At 71.0% G+C, this 17469-nt stretch carries 16 protein-coding genes, 1 tRNA gene and 3 pseudogenes; 11 read left to right on the forward strand and 9 right to left on the reverse strand.

Going from position 1 to position 17469, the window contains the following annotated elements; genetic code table 11:
* Nucleotides 1–425: 425 nt before the first annotated feature.
* Entirely contained in the window at nucleotides 426–1949 is a 1524-nt protein-coding gene (locus ACZ6MA_RS25125; RefSeq protein WP_469436197.1) for an ABC1 kinase family protein, read from the forward strand.
* A gap of 21 nt (nucleotides 1950–1970) precedes the next feature.
* Here ACZ6MA_RS25125 and ACZ6MA_RS25130 read toward each other — a convergent pair whose 3' ends face one another.
* Nucleotides 1971–2687, reverse strand: a complete 717-nt coding sequence (locus tag ACZ6MA_RS25130; RefSeq protein ID WP_469436198.1) for a TetR/AcrR family transcriptional regulator — start codon at nucleotides 2685–2687, stop codon at nucleotides 1971–1973.
* A gap of 125 nt (nucleotides 2688–2812) precedes the next feature.
* Here ACZ6MA_RS25130 and ACZ6MA_RS25135 point away from each other — a divergent pair, with 125 nt between their 5' ends.
* Nucleotides 2813–3514 carry an NAD(P)-dependent oxidoreductase gene (locus tag ACZ6MA_RS25135; RefSeq protein ID WP_469436199.1) on the forward strand — a complete coding sequence of 234 codons (702 nt, stop codon included), beginning with the start codon at nucleotides 2813–2815 and terminating at the stop codon, nucleotides 3512–3514.
* 142 nt (nucleotides 3515–3656) lie between these two features.
* Here ACZ6MA_RS25135 and ACZ6MA_RS25140 read toward each other — a convergent pair.
* Both ACZ6MA_RS25140 and ACZ6MA_RS25145 read right to left on the reverse strand, forming a co-directional pair.
* Nucleotides 3657–3730: transfer RNA gene (locus ACZ6MA_RS25140), tRNA-Met, on the reverse strand.
* Nucleotides 3731–3801: 71 nt separating this feature from the next.
* Nucleotides 3802–4332 carry a DUF1360 domain-containing protein gene (locus ACZ6MA_RS25145; protein ID WP_469436200.1) on the reverse strand — a complete coding sequence of 177 codons (531 nt, stop codon included), beginning with the start codon at nucleotides 4330–4332 and terminating at the stop codon, nucleotides 3802–3804.
* Nucleotides 4333–4533: 201 nt separating this feature from the next.
* On the opposite strand from ACZ6MA_RS25145, the pseudogene ACZ6MA_RS25150 reads away from it, so the two are divergent.
* Nucleotides 4534–4659, forward strand: a pseudogene (locus ACZ6MA_RS25150) (IS481 family transposase); the annotation flags it as partial.
* Nucleotides 4660–4758: 99 nt separating this feature from the next.
* Nucleotides 4759–4866, forward strand: a pseudogene (locus ACZ6MA_RS25155) (transposase); the annotation flags it as partial.
* Nucleotides 4867–4874: 8 nt separating this feature from the next.
* Here ACZ6MA_RS25155 and ACZ6MA_RS25160 read toward each other — a convergent pair.
* Nucleotides 4875–5006, reverse strand: a complete 132-nt coding sequence (locus ACZ6MA_RS25160; protein WP_469436341.1) for a hypothetical protein — start codon at nucleotides 5004–5006, stop codon at nucleotides 4875–4877.
* Between the two features lie 316 nt (nucleotides 5007–5322).
* Between ACZ6MA_RS25160 and ACZ6MA_RS25165 the strand changes: the two genes are divergently transcribed.
* Nucleotides 5323–5925, forward strand: coding sequence for a hypothetical protein (locus ACZ6MA_RS25165; RefSeq protein WP_469436201.1), 603 nt, complete (start codon nucleotides 5323–5325; stop codon nucleotides 5923–5925).
* 15 nt (nucleotides 5926–5940) lie between these two features.
* On the opposite strand, the pseudogene ACZ6MA_RS25170 reads toward ACZ6MA_RS25165, so the two are convergent.
* Together ACZ6MA_RS25170 and ACZ6MA_RS25175 are read right to left on the reverse strand one after the other, a co-directional pair.
* Nucleotides 5941–6375 (reverse strand): annotated as a pseudogene (locus tag ACZ6MA_RS25170) (transposase); the annotation flags it as partial.
* A 417-nt stretch (nucleotides 6376–6792) separates the two neighbouring features.
* Nucleotides 6793–6963 carry a hydrophobic protein gene (locus tag ACZ6MA_RS25175; protein ID WP_469436202.1) on the reverse strand — a complete coding sequence of 57 codons (171 nt, stop codon included), beginning with the start codon at nucleotides 6961–6963 and terminating at the stop codon, nucleotides 6793–6795.
* A 708-nt stretch (nucleotides 6964–7671) separates the two neighbouring features.
* Between ACZ6MA_RS25175 and ACZ6MA_RS25180 the strand changes: the two genes are divergently transcribed.
* Complete coding sequence (locus tag ACZ6MA_RS25180) at nucleotides 7672–7950, forward strand: hypothetical protein (protein ID WP_469436203.1); 279 nt, start codon at nucleotides 7672–7674, stop codon at nucleotides 7948–7950.
* Nucleotides 7951–8082: 132 nt separating this feature from the next.
* Here the strand turns inward: ACZ6MA_RS25180 and ACZ6MA_RS25185 are convergent, their stop codons facing one another.
* Both ACZ6MA_RS25185 and ACZ6MA_RS25190 read right to left on the reverse strand, forming a co-directional pair.
* Nucleotides 8083–8733, reverse strand: coding sequence for a terpene synthase family protein (locus ACZ6MA_RS25185; protein WP_469436204.1), 651 nt, complete (start codon nucleotides 8731–8733; stop codon nucleotides 8083–8085).
* Between the two features lie 23 nt (nucleotides 8734–8756).
* Nucleotides 8757–9023 (reverse strand): DUF2071 domain-containing protein, encoded by a 267-nt coding sequence (locus tag ACZ6MA_RS25190; RefSeq protein WP_469436205.1) that lies wholly within the window; start codon nucleotides 9021–9023, stop codon nucleotides 8757–8759.
* Between the two features lie 604 nt (nucleotides 9024–9627).
* Here ACZ6MA_RS25190 and ACZ6MA_RS25195 point away from each other — a divergent pair.
* The 5 genes from ACZ6MA_RS25195 (at nucleotide 9628) to ACZ6MA_RS25215 (ending at nucleotide 15906) form a co-directional block, all read left to right on the forward strand.
* Complete coding sequence (locus ACZ6MA_RS25195) at nucleotides 9628–10509, forward strand: class I SAM-dependent methyltransferase (protein WP_469436206.1); 882 nt, start codon at nucleotides 9628–9630, stop codon at nucleotides 10507–10509.
* Between the two features lie 86 nt (nucleotides 10510–10595).
* Nucleotides 10596–11171: an AAA family ATPase gene (locus ACZ6MA_RS25200; protein ID WP_469436207.1), complete on the forward strand. Its 576-nt coding sequence runs from the start codon at nucleotides 10596–10598 to the stop codon at nucleotides 11169–11171.
* 117 nt (nucleotides 11172–11288) lie between these two features.
* Complete coding sequence (locus ACZ6MA_RS25205) at nucleotides 11289–12236, forward strand: aldo/keto reductase (protein ID WP_469436208.1); 948 nt, start codon at nucleotides 11289–11291, stop codon at nucleotides 12234–12236.
* Between the two features lie 83 nt (nucleotides 12237–12319).
* Nucleotides 12320–14116, forward strand: coding sequence for an ABC transporter ATP-binding protein (locus ACZ6MA_RS25210; protein ID WP_469436209.1), 1797 nt, complete (start codon nucleotides 12320–12322; stop codon nucleotides 14114–14116).
* A complete protein-coding gene (locus tag ACZ6MA_RS25215) occupies nucleotides 14113–15906 on the forward strand; it encodes an ABC transporter ATP-binding protein (protein WP_469436210.1) in 1794 nt (597 codons plus the stop codon). Before ACZ6MA_RS25210 ends, ACZ6MA_RS25215 begins: the two co-directional genes overlap by 4 nt.
* A 59-nt stretch (nucleotides 15907–15965) precedes the next feature.
* Here the strand turns inward: ACZ6MA_RS25215 and ACZ6MA_RS25220 are convergent, their stop codons facing one another.
* Nucleotides 15966–17468 carry a peptide MFS transporter gene (locus tag ACZ6MA_RS25220; RefSeq protein WP_469436211.1) on the reverse strand — a complete coding sequence of 501 codons (1503 nt, stop codon included), beginning with the start codon at nucleotides 17466–17468 and terminating at the stop codon, nucleotides 15966–15968.
* Nucleotide 17469 lies beyond the last annotated feature (1 nt).

Consider the following 17469-nt stretch of genomic DNA (forward strand, 5'->3'; position numbering starts at 1 on the left):
GAGGGGGAGAAGACCGGTGTCGAGCGCACTGAGCCGAGACGTCACCGGGGGACCGCCGCGGGTGCTGAAGCGAGCAGCCTTTCGCCGAGAAGCCCGTCCCCTTCCCTGCCCTGTTTCTGTCGTTTTCAGACCTGACGACACCCCAAGGCCCTCCCAGGAAGGAAGCCCCGTACGGGCGTTCGTGTCGTCGTCCCCACGGGGCCCGGCCCCGGGCCTCCGGGCCTGTTGAAGAAGAGGTTTGCCGCCAGGTCAGATGGCCATACATGTGAGAGAAACGCCAAGGGCCAGGGCGCCCCCGACTCCGGGGAGCCCGGTTCCAGGGACCGAACGGAAAGCCGGGCGACGGCGGCTCATCCCGCCTCCCGGGCCAGCACGGCCACCACCTCACCTCCCGCACCCCCGCCTTCCGTTCACCGGAGGAACCCGTGCTCGCTGAGCGCAGCCGACTGCTGCTCGTCGTCGGGAGCAATCTGCTGGCCGAGGAGGTACGCCTCGCGGCACGACGCAGACCCGCCGACGCCGAAGCGGACCTGTGGGAACGGCAGCGTGGCATGCGGGTCCGCAAGGCCCTGGAACGGCTCGGACCGCTGTACATCAAGGTCGGGCAGGTGCTCGCCACCCGCGAGGACCTGATCTCACCCGCCATCGCCGAAGAGCTGCAGGGCCTGCACGACCGGGCCGCGCCCTGGCCCTTCGCCCGTATGCTGCCTGTCCTCGACGCGAGCCTCGGGCCCGGCTGGCGCGAGCGGTTCCGGGACTTCGACACCGCGCGCCCCATGGGCTGTGCGTCGCTGGCCCAGGCCTACGCGGCCACCCTGAAAGACGGCCGTGCGGTGGTGGTCAAGATCCAGCGCCCCGGCGTCACGGCCCAAATGGCCTCGGACATGCGGCTGCTGCGCCTGATGACGCGAAAGCTGGCCCGGCGCTTCCCCGTGCTGAACGAGACGGTCGACCTCACCACCATGCTCGGGGTCATCTTCGAGGCCGTGGGCAATGAGCTGGATCTGACGCTGGAAGCGTCGAACATGGACGAGGCGCGCGCCACCTTGGCTCCCGTCACCGGCATCGACGTGCCGACGGTGGTGCACGCAACCGCCCAGGTGCTCATCCAGCAGCGGGCCCCGGGCACCAGTGTCCAGGACGCCGACCCCCGCGACTTCGAGGAGGGGGAACGGACACGCATCGGCGTCGGTCTGCTGACGGCCATGTACCGCGGCTACTTCATCGATCATCACTTCCACGCCGATCCGCACCCGGGAAATGTCTTCGTATGCCCCGGCGGTCCGACGACTCTCATCGACTGGGGCATGACGGGAAGGCTCGACCGCCACCTCAGTACCAGCTTGATGATGACGCTGCTGGCCCTTGCCGACAATGACGCTCATGCCGTGGCCCGTTCCTGGACGGAGATGGGCAGACTCACGGCCTGGGCCGATCTCGGCGGGTTCGAGCAGGACTTGGCCACCACGGTTCCGAAGCTCGCGTCCATCCCGCTGGAGCGACTGTGCTTCGGTACGCAACTGGCCGCGCTCGTGAGCAGCTCCACCCGGCACGGCATCGGGACGAATCCCGTGATCGGCCTGCTGAGCAAGTCCTTCGCCAACATGGAGGGCACCGTCCGCCGGCTGGCCCCCTGGCTGAGCCCCACCGATGTCCTGGTGAGCCAGACACGGCAGATCCTGGCCGACCACATGATGCAGGCGATGTCACCCCAGCGACTGGGATACTCCGTGCTGCAGCTGCTCGCCGGGCTGCAGACCGCGCTTCCGCACGCCAGGGCCGTCGGCCGTGGTCTCTCCAGTGGCGAACTGGCGGTTCAGCACGTGGCCGGCACACGCCCTTTCTCCCTGCCCGACCACCGGGCCGCCATGCGTCTGCGGCGCATCGAGCGCCACGTCCTGTGCGGGGTGGTTCTCGCCTGGTTGCTGCGTCGCCGTCGAGGTTCGTAGCGTCACGGGCAGGGCCGGCCGTCACTTCGTCGGCGCGAGCCCCAATGTCCTCAGGAGATGGGTCAGTTCCTCGCCGAAGAGCTTGCCCGGGCTCGTGGTCTGGGTGTGCAGATGGCCGTAGACCTCCAGGGACACCAGGCCGTGCAGGTGGCCCCACAAGCGAAGGGCGAGGGCCACCGCGGCGGGGGGCAGGCCGGGGAAGGCGGGGCGGACCTTGTCGAGGAGGCCGGCGTCGAAGTCCGACCATTGGAAGTCGCTGTCCGCGTAGAGGTGCGCGGCGTGCGGCCAGGCGGCGGCCGCGAGGCCGGTCAGGCCGGTGCAGACGCGCTGCGCGGCGTCGGGGGCGGCGCCGCCCCCGGGAGCGATGTAGCCGGGCACGGGGTCGCCGTAGACGAGACGGAAACCCGCGGGGTTGGCCAGCGCCCAGCCGCGGAAGGCGTGCGCCCATGCCCGGATCCGTTCGGCCGGGTCGTCGGCCGGGGCGGTGTCCCAAGCGTCGGCGACAGCGTCGGCGAGTGAGGTGTACACGTCGTTGATGAGCGTGGTGACCAGGTCGTCGCGGGTGGCGAAGTAGCCGTAGATGGCGTTGGCGGTCATGCCCATCTCGCGGGCGATGGCGCGCAGCGTGATCGCGCCGGGACCGCCCGAGGCCATCAACTCCAGTGCCACGTTCTTGATCTCGGCTGTCGTCTCGGCTCGCAGCCGCTCGCGCCGCCCTCCGGTCCCGGTACCTGCCATGCGGACACTCTACAGCGTCACGGAATCTGATTGCCGTGCAGAAACTTCACAGCGTATAGTTTCTGCACAGCGTCCCGCCGAGTGATCGCGGTCGACGCGTCCGGACACGGAAATTGGGGAGAACCATGCACATCGGAGTCATCGGTGCCACCGGCACCATCGGCAGCCGGGTCGTCACCGAGGCACTCGGCCGCGGGCATCACGTCAAGGCGCTCAGCCGCGACGCCTCGCACATCGTCGAGACCCGTGCGAACGTGACGTGGGCCGACGTGGACGTCCTCGATCCCGTGAGCATCGCCGCGATCCTGCCCGGCCTGGACGTGCTGATCAGCGGGTTCCAGCCGGGCAACGCGGCCAAGGACCTCGCGGACACCGTCCGGCGCTCCATCGCCGACCCCACCGTCCACTCCACCGCCGCCCGGGCGCTGCTCAAGGCCCTGGAGAGCCACCCCCGGACCCGGCTGATCGTGATCGGCGGCGCCGGCAGTCTGGAGACCGAGCCCGGAGTGGTGCTCGCCGACGATGAGGACCGGATGCACGAGACCCTCGACCAGCTCGGGCTGCCCCGCGCGTACGCGGCCGCGGCAAGCGGGGCCCGGGACGGCCTGAACGTCCTGCGCACGTCCAACCGGCTCTGGACCTACTTCAGCCCCGCCGAGGACATCGCCCCCGGCGAGCGCACCGCCCGGTTCCGGATCGGCACCGATCAACTGGTCCGGGACGCCGACGGATTGAGCCGCATCTCCGCGGAGGACGCGGCCGTCGCCCTGATCGACGAGGCGGAACTTCCCCGCTTCGTCCAGCGCCGCTTCACGATCGGCTACTGAACGCCACTACAGTCGTCATCGGGGTCCGCCGGGGGATGACAGCCGCCGGCGGAGTCGCGAGCCGGACGGCGGTCTGCCGCGATCCGGCCCGGGCCCGGAACGCGGAGAAGGCCCGGCAAGTCGCCGGGCCTTCGTCCATGAGTAGCGGGGACAGGATTTGAACCTGCGACCTCTGGGTTATGAGCCCAGCGAGCTACCGAGCTGCTCCACCCCGCGTCGGTACGGTGAACACTACGGCATTCCCGGACGGGCGCGAACCACGTATCCCCGCCGGTGAGCGCGCCGGCTCACTCGGCCGCTTGCTGCAACCGGGCGTACCCCAGCTGCAGGACGTCGGCGGCCGCGACCACCGTCACCCCCGCCGTGACCCACCGGGTGGTCCGGGGGAAGAGCGCGAGGGACGCCAGTCCCACCGTGCCCGCCCACTGCGCCATGCAGAAGGGGCAGGTCACCAGCTCACCGACGGCATGACGCACCGGACCGGGCCGGGGTGCCTCCGTCACCTCGCCGGGGCCGGCAGCGTCCTGGTACGTGGTGAACGGAGCCCGCAACGGTGCGATGACGGCACCCTTCGACAGCATCCGGCTCACCTGGAACGTCGCCACGGCCAGCAGCGCCAGATCACGGGCCGCCGGAGGCCCCGCGATCCCACCGCGCCGCCGCACCGCCACGCCCACGGCACCCAGCATGGCCGTGTAACCGCCCATCAGTACGGCGTACCCCGCCAACGGCCGCTCGGGGCCGCCTTCCTCCGCGCCCTCCTCGTAACCGGCCCGGGTCCGCGCCCACCAGCCCCGCACTCGCTGCCCTCGGCGCACGCCGCTCTCCTCTTCGATCCGTCTTCCGGTCCATCCAGTGGGCCTTCGGATACCCATCGTGCCCAGCCGTACACCGCCCGTCCCCGAGGCCCGCCCCCACGATTCGGCCGTGCGAGTGGAGAAGTCAACGAACACGGCGTGAGTTGAGCGTGAAGCCGATCGACCCGGACCACTGCGGCCCGTACACGCGGTGCAGGATCATCAGACCCCGAACACCTAGCCGCGTTTCCCGACTGGCTGCACTGGTACAACTACCACCGATCCCACACCGGCATCAGCGGCCAAACCCCAGCCAGCCGCGTCACCAACCTGTCCGGACAACACACCCAGGGCGTTTTTTCAGATCATCGGATCGTTGGGCCGGGTGTGTCGTTGACTGGTGCCCGGTGGGCGCGGATCGAGCCGTTGCTGCCGGACCGGACACCGGTGCGGGGCGGGCGGTGGCGGGATCACCTGCAGGTGATCGAGGCGGTCGCGTTCAAGTACCGCACCGGGACACCGTGGATGGTTCTGCCCGAGCGGTTCGGCTCGTGGAAAGGCGTTCACCACCGGCTGGGGAAGTGGGCGATCGACGGCACGTGGGAGCAGGTGTTCACCGTGCTGCTCGCCGGGCCGACGCCGAGGACGGCCTGGACCGGGTCATCGCGGTCGACTCGACCATCGTCCGCGCTCACCCGAATATGCCAATGTCGCCCGTAGCCGGGAAAGGGGCCGCAGCCTCCTGGCCCGCGCCTGATCTGATGTGCGAGCGGCCGATGCGGCGTAACGGCCGGATTACTTGAGCATATTGCAGACGTTCAGGTACCCACTCGCGCGCCACACCCCTCACCACAGGATTCGCCCGGCCTCGCATCGGCATGCTTGCGGTAAGGGTCTTGTTCCGGAAGCACAAGCGCACGCACCTGCCTCTGCACCGGAAGGCCCGTGGCAGGCACTGGCGTGCGGGCTGGTGGGTACACCGCATCCGCTCACGGAGGAGGTCCCTGCTCCATGAACCACACCCGTTCCCCCCGCAGGCTCGTGCAGCGCAATCAGATGCCCGCCGTCGGTCGCTCCCAGCATCATGACGCAGCGCACCAGCCCTGCATCCCGGCTGCAGCTTTCCGGCGCCGCATTTCCCGGGCCGCCATGGGCCTGCTGACCCTGGCCGGAGCCATCATGGTCCCGCTGGCCACGGCCGACACCGCCTATGCAGCCGAGACGGTCACCATCAACCCCACCGCCCGCCTGAGCGCAGGATTCCCTAAGGGCGATTTTGCGGAGGTATCCGGCACGGCGTCATGCGACCGCACCCCGGCCCAGTCGACCCAGGTCGTCGTCGTCCAGCTCCGCCAGCAAGAGGTGCAAATCTACCCAGGCGCTCCAGGCACTGTGAACCTCCGAGGACTGGCAAAGTCCAATAGGTTCTTCTGTGACAGCCGTCCCCACGCCTGGACAGCCCGCGTTCTCGCTGCGGAGGACGTGGGGTGGGACACGGGGAACATGGGGGATCAGTCAGTGCTCCCGCTGGCGTGGCGCCCCGGGCCCGCCGCCGTAGAAGCACAAATCTCAGATGAGATCGTCGGGGAAACAATTACCCTTGTAGATAGGTAGGACGCTTCATCTGGATCACGTGGCGGTCCAGATGAAGATGCTCGCGATGTACAGGGCGGCCAGGTAGACGGTGGCGGCCTTGTCGTAGGGGGTGGCCAGGCCGCGCCACTGCTTGAACTTGTTGATGCACCGTTCGACCGTGTTGCGTCGGCGGTAGGTGTCGTGATCGAAGGCCGGTGGTCTGCCGCCGGATCGGCCTCGCTTCTTGTGCTTGGCGATCTGGTCGGCGGGCTGTGGAATCACGGCCCGGATGCCCCGGCGCCGCGGACGGGAACGGATCGCGCGGGAGGAGTATGGCTTGTCCGCGAGGACCGTATCCGATGTGGTCCTGGGCCGCCCGGTGCGTCGGGGCACCCGGAGGCGGGCCATGAGATGGGGGAACGCGGGTGCGTCACCGGCTTGGCCGGGGGTGATGGCGAAGGCCAGGGGCCGGCGGCGGGCGTCCGCGGCAGTGGCCCATTGAAGACAGGGAGGGCTCGCGAGCCTCGGGTGACAGCGGCTGCTCCTCGAGGGAGCCGTACCGCCTTACCCGCTCATTGAGTTCTTGGGGCCGCCCGGTTGGGTGCCCACGCTGCGTGGGCACCCAACCGGGGTGCTCGGGGTCAGCGCCTGAAGGCGTCCTTGGCCTTGTCGCCGGATTGCTTGAAACCTCCGGAGATCCGGTCGGTCCTGCCCTGTCTCCGCAGCCGCCTGTTGCCGGTGGTCCTGCCGAAGCGCTCCGTGATCCGGCCGGTGAAAGCCTGTGTCTTGTGCCTGATCGTTTGTCCCACGCTCATGGCTGTCCTCTGCTCGTTCGGTGGGTGGGTTCCCGCGCGTGATCGCCGTGCAAGCCGTCATTCCCGCGGGCGGGGCCTGACGCCGGGACGATCAGCCGTGACTGCGGCCGAACCGGCGCCTGCCGCCGCCGCGCCCGCGCATCACGAAGCCGACGAGCCAGAGGACCAGAAGGACGGCTGCGACGTACCACAGGATCTGCATCGTGAAGCCGAACCCGAAGATCACCAGGATCAGCAGAAGGAGAAGAATCCAGATGAGCATCGCCGGGCCTCCAGATCGCGGGAAGTGTTTCTGGTTTCCGCGGGGTCCGGGCGAAGCGGGAAGGTGGAATGCTTCGCCCGAACGATCCGGAGCGGCATGGCCCTACGCCGTGCTGCCAGTCAACGCCGGGCGACGTCCCTTGTCAACGCCCCTTGGGGGCCGATGGGTTGGTTTAGCGTAGCCGGGACTTCCGGGGTAATCGGAGCCTCGGCGGGAGCTTCGGTCGGCTCGGCCGGCGGCAAAACGTGCTCCTCCCACCAGGCAAGGCCCATGACGGTGGCGAGCAGAACGAAGGGGGCCGAGGCCGGAACGATCAGCGCGTACATGTGTACCGCCTGGGGTCGAATGCGTGCGACGGGACGGGCAGCGGATCGGTGCCCGCGTGGAGCCCATCGAGGCTGTGCCGGGATCACGTGGCGAGCGGCGGGTGCGGGAGCGGCCGCGCTTGTGGCGCGGCGGGTTCCGGCAGCGATGCGCACGGTGCGTTCCCTGGGGCGCGCGAGGGCTGTTCGGCGCTGCCGGGGGCTGGGGCGGCATGGCGCACGCTAGCCCTCGCCGCGGTCGCTGACCAGACGTCAAGTAGCCGCTTATCTCCGGCGGTACGCGGTGTCGCGCTGAGGTATACGCAATCTCTGGGCAGGACTACGCTGTGGGGTGATGCCCCGGTCCCTGGCAGCGATGCCCCATTCCGCTCCCGGGAGGTCCGCCGTGTTCGTGCTCTTGTTCATCCTCCTCGCGGCTCTGTTCGGGCTCGGCTTCCTCCACCCCCTGTGGTGGGTGGCGGAAGCCCTGCTGGTCTTCGCCCTCGTCCACTACGGCCGAGGCGGTGCCGGGGGCTGGGGACGCGGGAACGACTCGGAGTACGGGGAGTATCGGGACTACCGGGATCGTCAGGACCGCTGGGACCGCCGCTACCGTCGCCAACGCCGGGGGCGCTGGATGCGCCAGGACCGCCGGGACCGCCAGGACCACGAGCACCACAGGTGATCTGAGGAGTGCCTGCTCAGGCACTCCGGAGTGGCGTCAGTCAGGCCGGACACGAGGAACTCGGTGAGAGGTGCACCTTCTCCCTCCCCAAGGAACTCCGCCGCGAACTGCGATGAGGCCACCAGCCCACCGTTAATGGACGACGGCATGACCAGGCGGCGAGTGGTGAACCCTGAGCGGGAAAACGCGTGGGAGGGCATGTTCTCGGACTGCCACTGCGAGAAGCAAGGCAGACTTCGGGGAGCGGGGCAGTGACCTCGTCGTACGGTATGACGCCGTGACTCTCCTGGCCCTGAGCTGCGGTGCAGCTGAGGCAGAACAGATCGTGGACGCGATCGTGCGTGACCGCGCTTTCAGGTCACCGGTCCCGTGGTGGCCGAGTCCCGTGACGTCCCGAGAGAAGTTGGGGACGTGGCCGGCCTCGGCATACAGCTCCTCCATTGCGCCTTCGGCCGCGCGGGCACCGGGCGCCGGGGTCTCATTCGCCTGGCGGACGCGTGGCACTGCCGCCTGGTCGGCTGGGCCCGGACCGTTGCCCTGAGCCGGGAGCGGAGGCCGGGAGCCCCATTGCGAGGCCGCGAACGTGATAACGGGGGCTCCTTCCCAGGCCGGCAGGACGTTGTCGTCGTTGCCGTCGACGCGTTCCACGGAGTACAGGTCGTTCAGGAAGACGGTGATGTCCGTGATGATCCGGCGGATGTGCTGGAGCTCGGGCAGGGTGAAGACGGCCGGCGGGATTTCCCGGTCGCACGCCACCTCGAACAGGTCGCCGTAGGGGTGCATGCCGACGGTGAGGCGGCGGACCTTCAGGCGCTCGGTGAAGGGCAGCGGTGGCCCGCCGCGGGCGCGGTGCGCCGGGGCGTCGGAGGCACACACGCCGGACGGACGGCCGCCATGACGAACGGTGTCAGGCTCACCCACGCCGAACCGCCATGGGTGTCGACCGTCAGCCCCTGGGGCAGCAGGGCCTGAACGGTCCGCGGCTCGTACGGCCAGTGCACGAAGGTCCGACGCGACCACCGCGCCTTGAGCAACGGCAGCAGGACACGCCGCTCGGCCTCACGCGCCACCATCGCCCACACCTCCCAGCGCACCCGGACGCCCCTGCCACCCCTCCTACCCGCCGCGCTCCCGGCCTTGACGGCAAGGACGGCGGAATAGCCTGAACAGGCGGTGCCCGGATGTGGTCCACAGGGGGGAGAAGTCAGGCCGGGGTCCGGAAGCCGGGAGCCCTCCTCGGGGGGTCGCTCGACAAGGCAACGGCGCCGGGAGACGCCCGCACAGATCGGCCATACTTCTGAACTCTCCTCCGGCCAGCAGACGTTGTCCGGCCGGCCTCGACGCGCGGCGAGGGCGCCGGGGGCAGGGGTGCCGGGCGCGTTCCCGGTGCCCGCGTGGCCGGGACGAGCCGGGCGCAGGGCCGATTTCACGACACCGCCGGACCGGACGCTGTTGACCATTCCTTGACTGATCGACATGCTGAACGAGTGAGCCCGGAGCCGCCGTCGGCACGTCCCGGTTCCCTGCTCGCGGCATGCCCCGAGGGCGGACGCGCGCGGTCGCGCGCGCCGGGGCGCCGGGCGGTCCGGAGACGCCGACCGGATCGGACGCCGGATCACGAAGGCGGGGCCGCGGGAACACTCCACGCGCGCCCACCCACGGAAAGGGGCAACTCCTTTGCCTGGCAGCAAGTCGGAGTTGAAGTCGCTCAGGGCAACGAAGTACACCTCGTCGCTGCGCTCGGTCAGGGGCGTGGAGCGCTTACGCCGTTCTGGTTACAACGTCGGATTACACGTGATGGACCTGTGGGACCGGGCGCGCGGGCGGGAGCACCCGCTGCTGCCGCCCCGGCGCTACCGCAGGTTCATCGGCAACGGGGACTTCCTCAAGGTGGGGCGCGAGATCACCGCCTACATGCGGGACGAGCTGGGCATGGGGCCCGGGCACGACGTGCTCGACGCGGGGTGCGGGGCGGGGCGGATCGCGGTGCCGCTCACGGACATGCTCACCGAGGGCTCGTACCTGGGCTTCGACATCGTGCCGCACGCGATCGACTGGTGCGGCCGGACCATCACTCCCCGCCACCCCAACTTCCGCTTCGAGCACGTCGACATCCGCCAGGAGATCTACAACCCGGAGGGCACGCTCTCCTCGGCCGACTTCCGGTTTCCCGCCGACGACGCGGCCTTCGACATCGCCGCGCTGATCGGGCTGATCAGCCATCTGCGCCCGGCCGAGATGGAGAACTACCTCGCGGAGTCCGCGCGGGTGCTCCGGCCCGGCGGGCAGTGCTTCGCCACCGCCTACCTGGTGGACGACACGGTCGCCGCGAACATCGCACGCGGTGCGACCGCCTTCAGCTTCACGCACGACCACGGCGACTACTACGTGCACTCTGAAACGGAGCCCACATACGCCATCGCGTACCGGCTGGAGCACGTCCGGTCGGTGGCCGCGCGACACGGTCTGCGCATGCGCCGGGATCCGCGCCCGGGGACCTGGGGCGTTTCCACACGACGTCCGGCCTCGATGGACCTCCTGGTCCTCGAACGCGCCTGAGGGCGTCCCACGTCGTCCGGGCGCCGCGTTCGGGTGCCCGGTTTCCGTGTTGAGAAAGTCCGTGTTGAGAAAGGATCCACCTCTTCATGACCGACATCACCGCTTCCGCTGCCTCCGGCTCCGGCGGGGCCCCCGGGGTCATCGTCGTCTCGGGCATCTCGGCCGCGGGAAAGTCCACCGTCGCGCAGGCCCTCGCCGAGCGCCTGCCGCGCTCGGCGCATGTGCGGGGTGACACCTTCCGCCGCATGATCGTCAACGGCCAGGAGCACATGACCGCCGAGGCGTCGCCGGAGGCCGTCGCGCAGCTCCGGCTGCGGTACCGGTTGGCGGCAGCGTCGGCCGACGCCTATGCCCAGGCCGGGTTCACCGCCATCGTGCAGGACATCCTGATCGGCGAGTACCTGGCGGAGATCACCGAGCTGATCACGAGCCGGCCGCTGGCCGTCGTCATGCTGGCACCCGACCCCGAGGCCGTGGCGCGGCGCGAGGAGAAGCGCGCCAAGACCGGTTACGGGCCCGACTGGCAGCCCAAGGACCTGGACAAGGTGCTCAGGGACAGCACTCCCCGGATCGGCCTGTGGCTGGACACGTCGGAGCAGACCGTCGAGGAGACGGTCGACGAGATCCTGAAGCGGGCCTGGACCGACGGCGCCGTCACCTGAGCCGCGACCGGGCCGGAGGGCCGCCACGGGGCGGAGCCCCCGGTCCGCCGGCCCGGTCCGTACCCACACCCGGAACACCCTTCCGCACACCATCCGGAACCGAGTGAGGAGACCGAGTTGCGCACCCTAGGGATCGGCCGGGACGGCACTTCGGTGGGCGCCGTCGGGCTGGGCTGCATGGGTATGTCGTACGCCTACGACCCCGGGGGCAGGGACGACGACGCCTCCGTCGCCGTGCTGCACCGCGCCCTCGACCTCGGCGCCGACCTGATCGACACCGCGGACGTCTACGGCCCCCACACCAACGAGGAACTGGTGGGCCGCGCGCTCGCCGGCCGCCGTGACAAGGCGTTCCTGGCCACCAAGGCGGGGTTCGTGGCGGGCGGGAACCGGCTGCGCCGCGACGGCAGGCCCGAGCACATCCGCGCCGCGATCGACGCCAGTCTGCGCCGCCTGCGCACCGACCACGTGGACCTGTACCAGCTGCACCGGGTCGACCCCGACGTTCCCCTGGAGGAGACCTGGGGCGCCATGGCCGAGGCGGTGCGGGCCGGCAAGGCCAGGATGCTCGGCCTCTCCGACGTGACCGTCGAGCAGATACGCACCGCGCGCGACGTCCACCCGGTGTCCGCCGTCCAGGCGGAGCTGTCGCTGTGGACCCGTGACGCCACGGCGGAACTGCTGCCCTTCACCGCCGACGAGGGCATCACGCTGATCGCGTACTCCCCGCTCGGACGAGGCTTCCTCACAGGCCGGTTCGGCTCCGCGCGGGACCTGCCCGACGGCGACTACCGGCGCGTCAACCCCCGTTTCCAGGAAGCGAACTTCGCGGCCAACCTGCGTCTGCTCGACGGGGTGCGCACCGTCGCACAGCGCCACGGCATCACCCCCGCCCAGACCGCGCTGGCCTGGGTGCTCGCCCAGGGCGGCCACGTCGTGCCGATCCCCGGCACCAAGCACGTCCGCTACCTGGAGAGCAACGTCGCGGCCGCCGACGTCCGGCTCGACGCCGAGGACCTCGCCGTCCTGGACGGCCTGCCCGCCGCCGTCGGCGCACGCCAGTGACGTCCCGCCCCCCACCGCGTCCGCTCCCGCCGCGAGCCCACCGCCCGGGCGCGTCACGCACCGCAGGAAAGGAACCACCCCCCTTGTCCGCAACCGACCGGTCGACCCTGCGCCGTGGCATGGGCGTCCTCTCCGTCGCCGTACGCGAGGAACCCTGGATCTTCTGCGCGGCGCTGCTCGCCAGCGGTCTGTACGGAGTGGCCCCGGTCGCCACCTCCTGGACGCTCGGCCGCATCACCGAGAACGTGGTGCTGCCCGCCTTCGACGAGGGCAGGACCACCGCGGGCGCGCTGATCGGCGCGGGCCTGGCCATCTTCGGGGTGGCGATGCTGCGGGTGGTCGGAGTGATCGGCCGCCGGGTCGGGGCGGGCATCATGCAGTTCCGCCTCCAGGCGACGTACCGCCGCAAGGTCGCCCACCGCTATCTGCGACTGCCGCTCTCCTGGCACCAGCGCCACCCGGCGGGCCAGCTGCTCTCCAACGTCAACGCCGACGTCGAGGCCGCGTGGGCGCCCATCGTCCCGCTCCCCACGGCCATCGGGGTCGTCGTCATGCTGGGCGCGGCCATCGTGTCGATGCTCACCGTCGACCCGGTGATCGCCGGGGTGAGCCTGCTGGTCTTCCCCTCGATCGGCCTGCTCAACGTCTTCTACCAGCGCAAGCTCACCCCTCTCGCGGCCCACGCGCAGGGCCTGCGCGCCCGAGTGAGCGACATCGCGCACGAGAGCTTCGACGGCGCGCTCGTCGTGAAGACCCTCGGCCTGGAGGAGCACGAGACGGCCCGGATGACGGAAGCCGCCGAGCGGCTGCGCGATGCCAACGTGGCGGTCGGCCGCACCCGCGGACGCTTCGACCCGATGCTCGACATGCTGCCCAACCTGGGCATCCTCACCGTGCTCGCGGTCGGCACCCTCCGGCTCTCGGCGGGCGCCGTCACCGTCGGCGAACTGGTGCAGGTCTCCTACCTGTTCACCATGATCGCCTTTCCGGTACGGGCTTTCGGCTGGGTCCTCGCCGAGCTGCCCCGCAGCACCGTCGGCTGGTCCCGGGTGCGGCACGTCCTGGACGCCGAGGGCGATCTGCCCACCGGTGAGCTGCGGCTCTCCGACGCGGGGCCGATCAGCCTCGACACCCGGGGCGTCAGCTACGCCTACGACGGTGCCACCGTCCTGCACGACGTGACGCTCAGCGTGGGCCCCGGGCGCACCGTGGCCATCGTGGGCCCCACCGGGTCGGGCAAGTCCACCCTGGCGGCGCTGATGGTACGGCTCGTCGACCCGGTGGCGGGCGACGTGCTGATGAACGGGGTCGACGCCCGCGAGATGCGCTCGGGGGAGGTGCCGTCGGCGGTGGCGTTCGTCCCGCAGGAGACGCTGCTCTTCGACGACACGGTGCGCGGCAACGTCCTGCTCGGCCTCGACCTGCCCGACGAGCGGGTCTGGGAGGCGCTGGAGGCGGTGTGGGCGGCCGACGTGGTGCGGGGTTTGCCCCACGGCCTGGACACCAGGGTCGGGGAGCGCGGCGCCACCCTCTCCGGCGGCCAGCGCCAGCGGATCGCCCTCGCGCGCGCACTGGTGCGGCGTCCCCGGCTGCTGGTTCTGGACGACTCCACGTCCAGCATCGACCCGTACGTGGAGAGCCGAATCCTGGGCGGGCTGCGCGGTGCGCGGGCGCCCTCCACGCTCGTCCTGGTCGCCTACCGGCAGGCCACCATCGCGCTCGCCGACCATGTGGTGTACGTGGAGCGGGGCCGGGTGGTGGACAGCGGCACGCACGACGAACTGCGCGCCCGCTGCGCGGGCTACCGCACGCTGGTCACCGCCTACGAGCACGAGGAACAACAGCACGGCACGGAGCGCACCGAGGGGAAGACGGCGTGAGCAGCCGCATCGCGGGAGAACAACGCAGCGCCACGGCGACCTTGCGCCGGGCCTTCGAGGTGTCGCCGGGGCTGCGTGAGGGCCTGCTCGCGGTGGCGATGCTGGCCCTGCTCGCCGCCGCCGGACGGGTGGTCGTGCCCATCGCCGTACAGCTCACCCTCGACGAGGGCCTGACGTCCGCAGCGGGTCCGCGCACCGGCTTCGTACTGAGCACCGTCGGTGTCTGCGCCGTTGCGGTGCTCGGCACCGCGTGGGTCACGTACCGCATGAACCACCGGCTGTACCGGAGCACGGAGGCGGGGCTCGCGACGCTGCGCGTCAAGGCGTTCCGCCGGGTGCACGACCTGTCGGCGTCCGCACTGGGCGCGGAGCGGCGTGGCGACCTGGTGGCGCGGGTCACCGCGGACGTGGACCAGTTCAGTACGTTCCTCCAGTTCGGCGGGATGTTCCTGGTGAGCCTCTGCCAACTGGGCGTCGGCAGCCTGGTGATGTTCGCCTACTCCTGGCAACTGGCCCTGATGGTGTGGGTGGTGTTCATCCCGCTGGCGCTGGTGCTGCCCGCACTGCAGCGCCGGCTGTCGCGGGCGTACGGGCGGGTGCGCACCCGCGGCGGTGACATGCTCGCGGCCACCGGCGAGGCCGTGGTGGGCGCCGCCGTCATCCACGCCTACGACGCGGGCGACCTCATCGGACGGCGGATCGACGTGGCGGTGGAGGAGCACCGGCGTGCGCAGAGCCGGGCGCAGCGGCTGGTGGCGGTCACGCTGTCCAGCGGCGAGGTCGCGGCGGCGCTGGCCATCGGCGGCGTGGTCAGCCTGGGCGTACTGCTCGGCGTGGGCGGCCGGTTGACGGCGGGTGAACTGGTGGCCTTCCTGTTCCTGGTCACGCTGTTCATCGGGCCCGCCCAGATGAGCACCGAGGTGCTGAACGAGTTGCAGAACGCCCTCGCGGGCTGGCGCCGGGCTCTGGCGGTGGTGGACACACCGCTCGACGTGGCCGACCCCGGGCCCTCGGGCACCGCCCTGGAGCGGGGCCCCGTGGAGGTCAGGTTCGAGGACGTCGGGTACGCGTACCCCGACGGCCCCCAGGTGCTGCACGAGGTGTCCGTGCACATCGCACCGCGCAGCCGGGTGGCCGTGGTCGGTGAGACGGGTTCCGGCAAGTCGACCTTCGCGAAGCTGCTCATCCGGCTGGCCGACCCGACATCGGGCCGGGTGACCCTGGGCGGGGTGCCGCTGACGGACGTGCCGTTCGCCTCGCTGCGCGAGCGGGTGGTGATGGTGCCGCAGGACGGGTTCCTGTTCGACACCACGATCGGGGCGAACATCGTCTACGGCCGGCCGGGCGCGACAGCGGGCGACGCGGAGCGCGCCCTGCGCGAGCTGGGGCTCGACGGCTGGCTCGCGGGGCTGCCGCGCGGTCTCGACACCCCGGTGGGCCGGCGCGGGGAGGCCTTGTCGGCGGGGGAGCGGCAGCTCGTCGCGCTGGCCCGCGCCTATCTCGCCGACCCGGATCTCCTGGTCCTCGACGAGGCCACGTCCGCGGTCGACCCGGCCACCGAGCAACGCCTCCAGCGGGCCCTGGAGAACGCCATGCGGGGCCGTACGGCGGTCTCGGTGGCGCACCGCCTGTCCACCGCGGAGGCGGCCGACCGGGTGCTGGTCTTCGACCGGGGGCGCGTCGTCCAGCAGGGCAGCCACGAGGAACTGATCGCCCAGCCGGGGCGGTACGCCACGCTGCACAAGGCGTGGGCGACGGCGACGGGGGCGGGGACGGCCGGGACGCGGTGAGCCGGGCGCGCGAAGGGGTCCGCGGGATCGCCGCGGGCCCTTCGCGCGCCGTCGCGGGTTCAGGTCACGCCGCGCATCAGCCGCCGCAGCCGCTTGCGGCCCAGCGCGACCCCCGCCGAGCAGAGCAGGGCCACCGCCGCCAGCACGGCGAAGTAGGTCGCCGGGGACCAGACGGTGGTGAGCCGCACCACCTGCGCGCTGAGCGCGCTGCCCATCGCGACCGACAGGAACCACAGACTCATGATCTGGTGGGCGAACCGGGAGGGGGCGAGCCGGGTGGTGACGCTCAACCCGGTGGGGCTCAGACACATCTCGGCCATGATCTGCACGAGGAACGCCACGATCAGCCAGAGCGGAGTGACCCGGCCGCCGTCGGCCGAGGCAGCCGCACAGGCCATGATCAGCGTCGCCGCCCCGAGCCCGGACAGGCCGAGCGCGAACTTCGCCGCCGTGCTGGGCTGCCTGCTGCCCAGCCGCAGCCACAGCGCGGCGAACACGGTGGCCAGCACGATGCTGTAGAGCGGGCCCAGCGACTGGAACCAACTGGTGGGGAACTCCCAGCCGAACAACTCGCGGTCCACATGGTCCCGGGCGAACAGGCTGATCAGCGAGCCGCCCTGCTCGGCGATCATCCAGAACACGGAGGCCGCCAGGAAGATCCATACATAGGCGCCCAGCCTGCTGCGGTCCACCGGGTCGAGACCGGTCGCGCGGAACATCACCACGAAGTAGACCAGCGGCACGGCGACGGTCAGCAGCGTCACCGACTGGATCACCGCGTCCGTGGCGGACCGCCCCCACAGCACGCAGAGCGCGAACACCACGGCCAGGAACACCACGGCGGCGCCCGAAGCCAGGAACATCCACCACGGGCCGGCCACCGCAGCGGTGCCCACCGGTGCGCGGACCGTGCCGGGCAGCCGGCCCCGGCCGCGCACGCAGACCACCAGGCCGATGAGCATGCCGACCGCCGCCGCGCCGAACCCGGCGTGCCAGTCGACGCGTTCGCCGAGATAGCCGGTGATCAGCGGGGCGGCGAAGGCACCGATGCTGATGCCCATGTAGAACAACGAGAACCCCGCGTCGCGTCGCGCCGTGTCCTCCTCGCCCGTCCGGCCGGCGCCCTCCTCGCCGTCGTACAGGCGCCCCACCATGGTGGAGATGCCGGGCTTGAGAAGGCCGGTGCCCGCGGCGACCAGCAGCAGCCCGGTGTAGGTGAAGGCGACGCCACCGGGCACCGCGAGAACCGCGTGGCCCGCGGCGATGGCCACGCCGCCCCACACCACCGCCCGGTAGGACCCCCAGAGCCGGTCGGCCAGCCAGCCCCCGGGCAGCGCGAGAAGGTTGACCAGCGCTCCGTACATGCCGAAGACGGCGGCGGCGAGGTGCGGAGCCAGCCCGAGACCACCCGCGTCGGCCGGGGCGGCGAGGAAGAGCACGAGGATCGCCCGCATGCCGTAGAAGCTGAACCGCTCCCACATCTCGACGCCCCACAGCGTCAGCAGCCCGCGCGGGGGGCGGGCGCCGACGGCGCGGGGCGGCGCTATTCGCTCGGTGTCCACC

This window comes from Streptomyces sp. NPDC042259, from assembly GCF_055582085.1.